The organism is Herbaspirillum sp. B65 (assembly GCF_000333555.1).
GTDB lineage: Bacteria > Pseudomonadota > Gammaproteobacteria > Burkholderiales > Burkholderiaceae_D > Herbaspirillum > Herbaspirillum rubrisubalbicans.
The window spans coordinates 1-8,104 of record NZ_BADI01001150.1; the positions used below are offsets into that span (position 1 = coordinate 1).

General features: G+C 53.6%; 2 protein-coding genes, 2 tRNA genes and 3 rRNA genes. 2 read left to right on the forward strand and 5 right to left on the reverse strand.

From position 1 onward, the window contains the following. On the forward strand, positions 1-628 hold a 628-nt coding region (locus I5W_RS27430), incomplete at its 5' end, for an efflux RND transporter permease subunit (RefSeq protein WP_044531640.1). A gap of 2 nt (positions 629-630) precedes the next feature. Continuing rightward, positions 631-2,082, forward strand: a complete 1,452-nt coding sequence (gene adeC, locus I5W_RS27435; RefSeq protein WP_044531641.1) for an AdeC/AdeK/OprM family multidrug efflux complex outer membrane factor — start codon at positions 631-633, stop codon at positions 2,080-2,082. Positions 2,083-2,636: 554 nt separating this feature from the next. Here the strand turns inward: adeC and rrf are convergent. From rrf to I5W_RS27460, 5 genes are all read right to left on the reverse strand, one after another. After that, positions 2,637-2,749, reverse strand: a 5S ribosomal RNA gene (rrf, locus tag I5W_RS27440). A gap of 136 nt (positions 2,750-2,885) precedes the next feature. Beyond that, positions 2,886-5,757: ribosomal RNA gene (locus tag I5W_RS27445) — 23S ribosomal RNA — on the reverse strand. A gap of 283 nt (positions 5,758-6,040) precedes the next feature. Next, a tRNA-Ala gene (locus tag I5W_RS27450) sits at positions 6,041-6,116 on the reverse strand. A gap of 7 nt (positions 6,117-6,123) precedes the next feature. After that, a tRNA-Ile gene (locus I5W_RS27455) sits at positions 6,124-6,200 on the reverse strand. 119 nt (positions 6,201-6,319) lie between these two features. Next, positions 6,320-7,852, reverse strand: a 16S ribosomal RNA gene (locus tag I5W_RS27460). The 16S, 23S and 5S rRNA genes sit together here with 2 tRNA genes alongside, the layout of an rRNA operon. Positions 7,853-8,104: the final 252 nt, after the last annotated feature.

Genomic DNA, 8,104 nt, shown 5'->3' on the forward strand with positions numbered 1-8,104 from the left:
GATCCTTCGTGGCCAGCTGCCGCCGGGCTTCGGTTTCGAGTGGACCGGTCAGTCGCTGGAAGAAAAGACCTCCGGTAACCAGGCGCCAGCCCTGTATGCCCTGTCGCTGATTGCCGTGTTCCTGGTGCTGGCGGCCTTGTATGAAAGCACCTCGATCCCGCTGGCGGTGATGCTGGTGGTGCCGCTGGGTATCCTCGGCGCCCTCTTGGGTGTGACGCTGCGCGCCATGCCTAACGACGTGTACTTCAAGGTGGGGATGATTGCGGTGGTGGGTCTGTCGGCCAAGAACGCGATTCTGATCATCGAGTTCGCCAAGGATCTGCAGGCACAAGGCATGGGCTTGATCGAAGCGACGCTGGAAGCCGTACACCTGCGCTTCCGTCCGATCATCATGACCTCGCTGGCCTTCATCCTCGGCGTGCTGCCGCTGGCCATTGCCTCTGGCGCCGGTTCGGCCAGCCAGCGCGCCATCGGTACCGGCGTGATGGGCGGCATGATTACCGCCACCGTGCTGGCCGTGTTCCTGGTGCCGATCTTCTTCGTGGTCGTGCGCAAGGTGTTCAAGGGCAGCGAGCGTCAACGCAAGTTTGACGCCGAACACTCGCCCAAGATTGATAGTGGAGAATAACAATGGCTAATCTGTCGTTGCCGCGCTCGCCTCGCTTGCTGCAATTGTGTGCAGCGCTGATGGTGGCCGGCGTACTGGGGGGCTGCTCGCTGGCCCCCACTTATGAGCGCCCGCAAGCGCCGGTGGAATCGGCCTATCCGACTGATGCTGCCGGTCGCGCCGAGCTGCAGGCGGTGAACCTGGGCTGGCGCCAGTTCTTCCCGGACCAGCGCCTGCAACAGTTGATCGCAGCCGCGCTGGAGAACAACCGTGACCTGCGCACCGCGGTGCTCAACATCGAAGAAGCGCGTGCCCAATACCAGATCGCCCGCGCCGATTTGCTGCCCAATCTGAATATCGCCGGCAGTGCAGCACGTACTCGCACAGCGGCAAGCCAGTCGCTGACCGGCCAGCCCGTCATCAGCAACAGCTATCAGGTGGGCCTGGCAGTGCCGGCCTATGAACTGGATTTCTTCGGTCGTGTGCGCAACCTGAAGGATGCCGCGCTGGCGTCCTACCTCTCCACAGAAGAAGCGCAGAAGTCGGCGCAGATCAGTCTGGTGGCGCAGGTGGCGCAGGCGTACCTGTCTGAACGGTCCTATGCCGAGCAACTGCAACTGGCCAATGACACGCTCAAGTCGCGGGAAGACAATTTGGAACTGGCGCGTAAGCGTTTTGATGTAGGCGCCAGTTCGGCGCTGGACTTTCGTCTGACGCAAACGCTGGTGGAATCGGCCCGGGTGGCCAAGGCGCAGTTGGAGCGTCAGCGCGCGCAAGCCGAGAATGCCCTGACCCTGCTGGTGGGCAAGAAGGTGGGCGACCTGCCGCCGGCGCAGCTGCTGTCGGATGAAAAGATTGTCACCGACATTCCGGCTGGCCTGCCTTCGGATTTGCTGACCAATCGTCCTGACATCCGCTCGGCCGAGCAGAGCCTGTTGGCGGCCAATGCCAATATCGGCGCGGCACGGGCGGCGTTCTTCCCGCGTATCTCGCTGACCGGCAACTTCGGCAGTGCCAGCAGCACGCTGGGCAATCTCTTTGAGTCGGGCTCTGGTGCGTGGAGCTTCGGTCCCTCGCTGTCGCTGCCGATCTTCGACTTCGGCCGCAACAGTGCCAATCTGGACCTGGCTGAAGTGCGCAAGAACAAGGCAGTCGTGACTTACGAAAAGACCATCCAGACAGCCTTCCGCGAAGTGGCCGATGCGCTGGTAGCACGCGGGACGCTGGACGACCAGGTCAAGGCACAGGAAGCTTTCCTGGCAGCCCAGCAAGAGCGTCTGAAGCTGACCGACCTGCGTTTCAAGAACGGGATTGCATCGTCGCTGGACCAGCTCGATGCGCAGCGTGACCTGTTCTCGGCGCAACAAGCGCTGATCCAGGCGCGGCAACTGCGCTTGAACAATGCCATCGACCTCTACAAGGCCTTGGGTGGTGGGATCAATGAAAATACGGTGAGCGTGGCAGCAAAGCAGTAAGTCTGGCAGCCTGTGTAGGAAGACAGGCAGGTTCTCTGCCTAGATGCCGTCCAGTGAACACTGGACGGCATTTTTTATTGCCTGTGCGTTTGTAGGACTGAGTTGTTGTGGATGGTACGAGGGTGTGGGCTGGAGCGAGGGGTTTAGATTTTTCGCCTGTGCATAAATCAACTGCGATGCCGGGCGTTGCCTTGGGCTGTGTATAAATCTAAGTGCCGGCTTTCAAACATACCCTTGTTATGCGGCTTTCCAGGGGATTCATGCTCTAAAAACTAAGTGTCTTGTGCATAAGATCAGTTCATTGGCCGCGATGCTGGCTTGGCGAGCTGTGCATAACACTAAGGTCGATGCCCCCCATCTCTGATATCAGAGGTCAGAGATCATAGGTCAGAGATCATAGGTCAGAGCCCTGATATCTGCGCAGAAGTGTGCAGACCCGTGCAGATATGTCCCCGAGCACAGTCAGATTCACAATACAAACCGATCAACACAAAGCGATCGCGCAAAGCAAAAACCCTCGTTACTTTCGTAACGAGGGTTCTGCGGAGTAACAAGCCTGACGATGACCTACTTTCACACTGGTTGCAGCACTATCATCGGCGCGAAGTCGTTTCACGGTCCTGTTCGGGATGGGAAGGGGTGGTACCAACTTGCTATAGTCATCAGGCATAACTTGTAAAGTCAGTTGCTCTCGATGGAGCAGCAACCAACCCAAACTGGAAGAAGTATTTTAGATTCTGGGTGTGATGCACTAGGGCAAACACAATATATGCTCAACTTGTCTATAACAGAGCTAATGTTATAGGAACAAGCCGCACGGGCAATTAGTATCAGTTAGCTTAACGCATTACTGCGCTTCCACACCTGACCTATCAACGTCCTGGTCTCGAACGACCCTTTAGGGGAATCTAGTTCCCGGGAAGTCTCATCTCAAGGCGAGTTTCCCGCTTAGATGCTTTCAGCGGTTATCTCTTCCGAACTTAGCTACTCGGCAATGCCACTGGCGTGACAACCGATACACCAGAGGTTCGTCCACTCCGGTCCTCTCGTACTAGGAGCAGCCCCCTTCAAACTTCCAACGCCCACGGCAGATAGGGACCAAACTGTCTCACGACGTTTTAAACCCAGCTCACGTACCACTTTAAATGGCGAACAGCCATACCCTTGGGACCGGCTACAGCCCCAGGATGTGATGAGCCGACATCGAGGTGCCAAACTCCCCCGTCGATATGAACTCTTGGGAGGAATCAGCCTGTTATCCCCAGAGTACCTTTTATCCGTTGAGCGATGGCCCTTCCATACAGAACCACCGGATCACTATGTCCTACTTTCGTACCTGCTCGACTTGTCAGTCTCGCAGTTAAGCACGCTTATGCCATTGCACTATTAGCACGATGTCCGACCGTACCTAGCGTACCTTCGAACTCCTCCGTTACACTTTGGGAGGAGACCGCCCCAGTCAAACTGCCTACCATGCACTGTCCCCGATCCGGATAACGGACCAAGGTTAGAACCTCAAACAAACCAGGGTGGTATTTCAAGGTCGGCTCCATAGAGACTAGCGTCCCTACTTCAAAGCCTCCCACCTATCCTACACAGATTGGTTCAAAGTCCAATGCAAAGCTACAGTAAAGGTTCATGGGGTCTTTCCGTCTAGCCGCGGGTAGATTGCATCATCACAAACATTTCAACTTCGCTGAGTCTCGGGAGGAGACAGTGTGGCCATCGTTACGCCATTCGTGCAGGTCGGAACTTACCCGACAAGGAATTTCGCTACCTTAGGACCGTTATAGTTACGGCCGCCGTTTACTGGGACTTCAATCAAGAGCTTGCACCCCATCATTTAATCTTCCAGCACCGGGCAGGCGTCACACCCTATACGTCCACTTTCGTGTTTGCAGAGTGCTGTGTTTTTATTAAACAGTCGCAGCCACCATTTTATTGCAACCCTTTTGTCCTTCTGGCGCAGGCCAGTCAAACTACTTGGGCGTACCTTATCCCGAAGTTACGGTACCAATTTGCCGAGTTCCTTCTCCCGAGTTCTCTCAAGCGCCTTAGAATACTCATCTCGCCCACCTGTGTCGGTTTGCGGTACGGTCTCGTTAGACTGAAGCTTAGAGGCTTTTCTTGGAACCACTTCCGATTGCTTCGCGAACAAGTTCGCTCGTCTCACACCCTTGAATTACGCTGCCGGATTTGCCTAACAGCCTTCTTCGATGTAAAAACCGACTATTCCAACAGTCGGACAACCTTCCGCGATCCGTCCCCCCATCGCATCTAACGACGGTGCAGGAATATTAACCTGCTTCCCATCAGCTACGCATCTCTGCCTCGCCTTAGGGGCCGACTCACCCTGCTCCGATGAACGTTGAACAGGAAACCTTGGGCTTACGGCGTGCGGGCTTTTCACCCGCATTATCGCTACTCATGTCAGCATTCGCACTTCTGATACCTCCAGCATCCTTTACAAGACACCTTCACAGGCTTACAGAACGCTCTCCTACCATATCCTTACGGATATCCGCAGCTTCGGTGACTGGCTTAGCCCCGTTACATCTTCCGCGCAGGACGACTCGATCAGTGAGCTATTACGCTTTCTTTAAAGGATGGCTGCTTCTAAGCCAACCTCCTGACTGTTTTAGCCTTCCCACTTCGTTTTCCACTTAGCCAATCTTTGGGACCTTAGCTGGCGGTCTGGGTTGTTTCCCTCTTGACGTCGGACGTTAGCACCCGGCGTCTGTCTCCCAAGCTCGCACTCATCGGTATTCGGAGTTTGCAATGGTTTGGTAAGTCGCGATGACCCCCTAGCCATAACAGTGCTCTACCCCCGATGGTGATACTTGAGGCACTACCTAAATAGTTTTCGGAGAGAACCAGCTATTTCCAGATTTGTTTAGCCTTTCACCCCTATCCACAGCTCATCCCCTAATTTTTCAACATTAGTGGGTTCGGTCCTCCAGTGCGTGTTACCGCACCTTCAACCTGGCCATGGATAGATCATCTGGTTTCGGGTCTACACCCAGCGACTGAACGCCCTATTCGGACTCGATTTCTCTACGCCTTCCCTATTCGGTTAAGCTTGCCACTGAATGTAAGTCGCTGACCCATTATACAAAAGGTACGCAGTCACCCCTTACAGGGCTCCTACTGTTTGTATGCACACGGTTTCAGGATCTATTTCACTCCCCTTCCGGGGTTCTTTTCGCCTTTCCCTCACGGTACTGGTTCACTATCGGTCGATTACGAGTATTTAGCCTTGGAGGATGGTCCCCCCATCTTCAGACAGGATTTCACGTGTCCCGCCCTACTTGTCGCAAGCCTAGTTCCACACCATCGATTTCGCATACGGGGCTATCACCCACTATGGCCGGACTTTCCATTCCGTTTTGCTATCGTTGATGCTAAATCTTGCAGGCTGATCCCATTTCGCTCGCCACTACTTTGGGAATCTCGGTTGATTTCTTTTCCTGTAGCTACTTAGATGTTTCAGTTCGCCACGTTCGCTTCGTTACCCTATGTATTCAGATAACGATGACCTTACGGCCGGGTTTCCCCATTCGGAAATCTGCGGATCAAAGCTCGTTTGCCAGCTCCCCGCAGCTTATCGCAAGCTACTACGTCCTTCATCGCCTGTAATCGCCAAGGCATCCACCATGTGCACTTATTCGCTTGTTCCTATAACGTTAGCCTCTTTTGCAAGAGCGTTATAAAGAAGCGTTGAGTTTTAGCGTTTGCCGTATTCCAAAGTAAGTCTTCTAATTGCTAAGATCACTTCGTAATACTTTGATTGATACAATCACACCCATTTTTACTTTCGCAAGAACCGAAGTCCTGGCGATCGTTTAAATGAATCTTTACTTCTTCCAGATTGTTAAAGAACAAAAACAGCCATTGATCGTAAAAGATCAAACCTAAATCACTACGCCAACTTGAACGCTGACTTAGGTTTGACATTTCTTGGTGGAGGTTGACGGGATCGAACCGACGACCCCCTGCTTGCAAAGCAGGTGCTCTCCCAGCTGAGCTAAACCCCCGAAACCTTGGTGGGTCTGGTTGGGCTCGAACCAACGACCCCCGCGTTATCAACACGGTGCTCTAACCAGCTGAGCTACAGACCCGCTTGGATCAGTATCAGTAGCCAGTCAGTGACCTTGTGTCACAGACCGCGCTTCACCAAATAACTGTTCTTTGAATTACAGCCGATAAGTGTGGACGCTTAACTTCGTGCGCACTCTAGAAAGGAGGTGATCCAGCCGCACCTTCCGATACGGCTACCTTGTTACGACTTCACCCCAGTCACGAATCCTACCGTGGTGAGCGCCCTCCTTGCGGTTAGGCTACCCACTTCTGGTAAAACCCGCTCCCATGGTGTGACGGGCGGTGTGTACAAGACCCGGGAACGTATTCACCGCGACATGCTGATCCGCGATTACTAGCGATTCCAACTTCATGTAGTCGAGTTGCAGACTACAATCCGGACTACGATACACTTTCTGGGATTAGCTCCCCCTCGCGGGTTGGCGGCCCTCTGTATGTACCATTGTATGACGTGTGAAGCCCTACCCATAAGGGCCATGAGGACTTGACGTCATCCCCACCTTCCTCCGGTTTGTCACCGGCAGTCTCATTAGAGTGCCCTTTCGTAGCAACTAATGACAAGGGTTGCGCTCGTTGCGGGACTTAACCCAACATCTCACGACACGAGCTGACGACAGCCATGCAGCACCTGTGCGCCGGTTCTCTTTCGAGCACTCCTAAATCTCTTCAGGATTCCGACCATGTCAAGGGTAGGTAAGGTTTTTCGCGTTGCATCGAATTAATCCACATCATCCACCGCTTGTGCGGGTCCCCGTCAATTCCTTTGAGTTTTAATCTTGCGACCGTACTCCCCAGGCGGTCTACTTCACGCGTTAGCTGCGTTACCAAGTCAATTAAGACCCGACAACTAGTAGACATCGTTTAGGGCGTGGACTACCAGGGTATCTAATCCTGTTTGCTCCCCACGCTTTCGTGCATGAGCGTCAGTGTTATCCCAGGGGGCTGCCTTCGCCATCGGTATTCCTCCACATATCTACGCATTTCACTGCTACACGTGGAATTCTACCCCCCTCTGACACACTCTAGCCGTGCAGTCACAAATGCAATTCCCAGGTTGAGCCCGGGGATTTCACATCTGTCTTACACAACCGCCTGCGCACGCTTTACGCCCAGTAATTCCGATTAACGCTTGCACCCTACGTATTACCGCGGCTGCTGGCACGTAGTTAGCCGGTGCTTATTCTTCAGGTACCGTCATTAGTAATAGATATTAGCTACTACCGTTTCTTCCCTGACAAAAGAGCTTTACAACCCGAAGGCCTTCTTCACTCACGCGGCATTGCTGGATCAGGGTTGCCCCCATTGTCCAAAATTCCCCACTGCTGCCTCCCGTAGGAGTCTGGGCCGTGTCTCAGTCCCAGTGTGGCTGGTCGTCCTCTCAGACCAGCTACTGATCGTCGCCTTGGTAGGCTTTTACCCCACCAACTAGCTAATCAGATATCGGCCGCTCCAGGAGCATGAGGTCTTGCGATCCCCCACTTTCATCCTTAGATCGTATGCGGTATTAGCTAGTCTTTCGACTAGTTATCCCCCACTCTAGGGCACGTTCCGATATATTACTCACCCGTTCGCCACTCGCCATCAGGAGCAAGCTCCTATGCTGCCGTTCGACTTGCATGTGTAAGGCATGCCGCCAGCGTTCAATCTGAGCCAGGATCAAACTCTTTAGTTTAATCTCTGTTTTGTGCCATTTCTGGCTACCCCGAAGGGCATCGCTCTCTCAAAATACTGACAGGTAATTTCTTGCGATCTTACCTATATTTCTTGTGAGCATTTAATGTTTAAAGTTTCCAGAACCGAAGTTCTGTCGCACTTCATTAAACGCCCACGCTTATCGGCTGTTAATTTTTAAAGATCTGTCTGCCGCAAACGCGCTTGGCGCTGTTTGCATCGCTGCGAATCGTTTTGTTCGTCAGCAGCAGAG

Coding starts and splice junctions, on each gene's coding strand:
- adeC (WP_044531641.1), top strand. CDS start 631: ATGGCTAATCTGTCGTTGCCGCGCTCGCCTCGCTTGCTGCAATTGTGT.